This window comes from Methanospirillum sp. (assembly GCF_035406105.1).
Classification (GTDB): Archaea; Halobacteriota; Methanomicrobia; order Methanomicrobiales; family Methanospirillaceae; genus Methanospirillum.
The window spans coordinates 1-2,557 of the sequence record NZ_DAONKG010000287.1; the positions used below are offsets into that span (position 1 = coordinate 1).

Below are 2,557 nucleotides of genomic sequence, written 5' to 3' on the forward strand. Positions count from 1 at the left end.
TCAAAAATGATGTAAGTCCTACCCGAACCGAACGGTTTTAAGGATCCAGTACACTTCGGCATGTCAATGCAGGACATAATCCCCCTGTTCTGTTCGGGACAGATACGAAACTGAAAATTCAGGATCCCACCGGTCCGGTGATAGGGCTTCTGGATGATCCTGATTATGTCCAGGAAGAAGTCACACTCTCGGTGATGTGCTTGTCATCTATTCAGACGGGGTTACCGAGGCGATGGATCCTGATGGGAGGTTATTCACTGAAGAATGGCTTTATGAAGTGATTATGGAGCATCATCTCTCTCCTACAGAAGAACTGGTGTAGGCAATCGTTGATGCGGTTCGAACATTTGCCGCAACCGCACCACAGTCTGATGATCTGACTCTTATTGGAGTGAAACGATAACCGGCAGGGTAATAGGAAATGCGGTTTCGCCTACCTTTTCTTTATTTTCGGTCTAGAATCACATTTTTTAAGAAAAAGGGGCCTTCATGGTGCAGGAAATAATGTTCAAATAGAAGGCCGCTATTGTATGATCTCCCTCTTATCCTATGTGTGGGTTCCCTAATACATACATATGAATAACGGCCCGCTATGTGTCTTTGATTTAACTCTCTTTTGTAAAATAAAGAGATATTTGGCGAAATTCAGTGAACTTGCAATACCCTATTTAAATAAGGGGTGTTTCTGGCTCAATTCATAGGAGTTATAGCCCTGGAATACCCCAGGAATGTACTGCCGGGCTCCTGTTGGATATTTTCCTGACAGAAGTGTCCCATTTTTTGCTTTCCTTTATGATTTATGGCCACATATGATCTTTATTTGCTGTATTCTCTGCAATATATCCTGCCATTATGCTCATGACCGGGATCATGAGGTACCGAAGCCCTATCTGCCCGAAGTAGGTAGGGATATTCATACCATTCAGGGGAAGAAGGATCCCAAGATCAAGAATCCAGTTGATAAGAAGCCATATTACCCCGATCACCCAGCCCTTTCTGATGTACTGATCAGATATCCCTGAAAACAGTCGGATAAGAAGTATTGCACCAATGCCTCCCCCGGCAAGGATCATGGCCGTCTTAAAAAAATGCTCATCAATCAGAAGTGTTCCTTCTGGTGAATAGAACGGAATTGCGATGAGAAATGGAACCAGCCAGACAAGAACACCATACAGAATTGTTTTTAATGTAAAGTTCATCTTCAGATATGTATCATTTTGATACAATAAAGGGTGAGAGTCTCCAGAGTGGGAGACTTGCCATACATAATATTCAAACCCGATCTTCTTCGGCTGGCATCTGGTTCTCCTATTATAGTATAATGCGAATCTTTCTGAAATAATTCAGATAAATTCGCTTACACTATGAAGTGCATTTTGAGTGTAAGCCTTGGAATAATCTTCTTTATTTTGATTATTCCAAGACGTTCAGCAACGCACTATAGGTATCAAAACCAATGGTGTACGAACATGTCACTTGATACACTCCGGTCATCTATCGAAGAAAAAGATCGTGCAATTATCGCCCTTATAGCAGAACGGATGAAGATTGTACAGGAAATAGCCAGGGAAAAAGAACGACAGGGACTGCCGGTCCGGATCCCTTATCAGGCCAATGCCGTCCTTGATCGGGCCACAACAGAATCCCATAATCTTGGCCTTGACCCGATCCCCATCAGGGAGATATTTCAGATACTGGTCAGGATGAGCGAAGAGTTCCAGGAGCAGTGGCGGGAAAAAAATGAATAATTTTTAGAATAACACCATCTGGATGATGGCCACAGAGAAGAGCATAAAATATTTGATTACAGTGAGGGACCCTTTCCCGGATACCCTGCATCCTTTATCATCAGAATGCCTGCAATGATTCCTTTCGTCGTTTCGATCACACCTCCTCATTTCGATCGGTGATCATGGTCCCGACCCCTTCAGCGGTGAAGAGCTCCATAATCAGGTTATGAGCAAGGTTGCCATTGATGATATGGGCATAGGGAACACCACCATGAAGAGCACGAAGGACTGCCAGAACTTTCGGAATCATCCCTTCTGACACGACACCGGATGCGATCAGGTCCTCTGCATCCTGTGGCGTCATTCGCCGGTAGACCTCAGTCCGCTCACGGTTCATGATCCCGTCCACATCAGTCATGCTGATCAGTTTGTGTGCACCAAGAGCAATCGCGATCTCTCCTGCCGCCGTATCTGCGTTAATGTTCAGATCATTTCCGTTCCGATCAATGGCAAGCGGTGAGATGACCGGAATAAACTGGTTATCAAGGAGGGTATGAAGGAGAGCAGGACGAATCTCCTCTATCTCTCCCACATGCCCCAGGTCGATCTCTTCCTCCCGGTTATCAACCCTGACCTTCTGCCGGTCCATTTTTCTAGCGATAATGAGGTTCGCATCATTGCCGGAGATACCGACTGCCCGGCCGCCGGCACGGGAGACAAGGGACACAATCTTTGAATTAATCTTGCCGACAAGGACCATCTGTGCTACTTCCAGGGTATCATCATCAGTGATACGAAGTCCGGAGACAAACCGGGGCTGTTTACCC

At 45.5% G+C, this 2,557-nt stretch carries 4 protein-coding genes and 1 pseudogene; 3 read left to right on the top strand and 2 right to left on the bottom strand.

What is annotated here, in order from left to right:
* Window positions 1-56: 56 nt before the first annotated feature.
* Both PLA23_RS13875 and PLA23_RS12475 read left to right on the top strand, forming a co-directional pair.
* Window positions 57-176: pseudogene (locus PLA23_RS13875) on the top strand (SpoIIE family protein phosphatase); the annotation flags it as partial.
* 20 nt (window positions 177-196) lie between these two features.
* Window positions 197-322 (top strand): SpoIIE family protein phosphatase, encoded by a 126-nt coding sequence (locus PLA23_RS12475; RefSeq protein ID WP_324328898.1) that lies wholly within the window; start codon window positions 197-199, stop codon window positions 320-322.
* Window positions 323-797: 475 nt separating this feature from the next.
* On the opposite strand, the gene PLA23_RS12480 is transcribed toward PLA23_RS12475, so the two are convergent.
* Window positions 798-1,199: a hypothetical protein gene (locus PLA23_RS12480; RefSeq protein ID WP_324328895.1), complete on the bottom strand. Its 402-nt coding sequence runs from the start codon at window positions 1,197-1,199 to the stop codon at window positions 798-800.
* A gap of 270 nt (window positions 1,200-1,469) precedes the next feature.
* Here PLA23_RS12480 and PLA23_RS12485 point away from each other — a divergent pair, with 270 nt between their 5' ends.
* Entirely contained in the window at window positions 1,470-1,748 is a 279-nt protein-coding gene (locus PLA23_RS12485) for a chorismate mutase (RefSeq protein ID WP_324475391.1), read from the top strand.
* Between the two features lie 136 nt (window positions 1,749-1,884).
* On the opposite strand, the gene argB is transcribed toward PLA23_RS12485, so the two are convergent.
* Window positions 1,885-2,557: acetylglutamate kinase (gene argB / locus PLA23_RS12490; RefSeq protein ID WP_324475392.1), on the bottom strand; the 673-nt coding region annotated here is incomplete at its 5' end.

Coding starts and splice junctions, on each gene's coding strand:
- PLA23_RS12480 (WP_324328895.1), bottom strand. CDS start 1,199: ATGAACTTTACATTAAAAACAATTCTGTATGGTGTTCTTGTCTGGCTG.
- PLA23_RS12485 (WP_324475391.1), top strand. CDS start 1,470: ATGTCACTTGATACACTCCGGTCATCTATCGAAGAAAAAGATCGTGCA.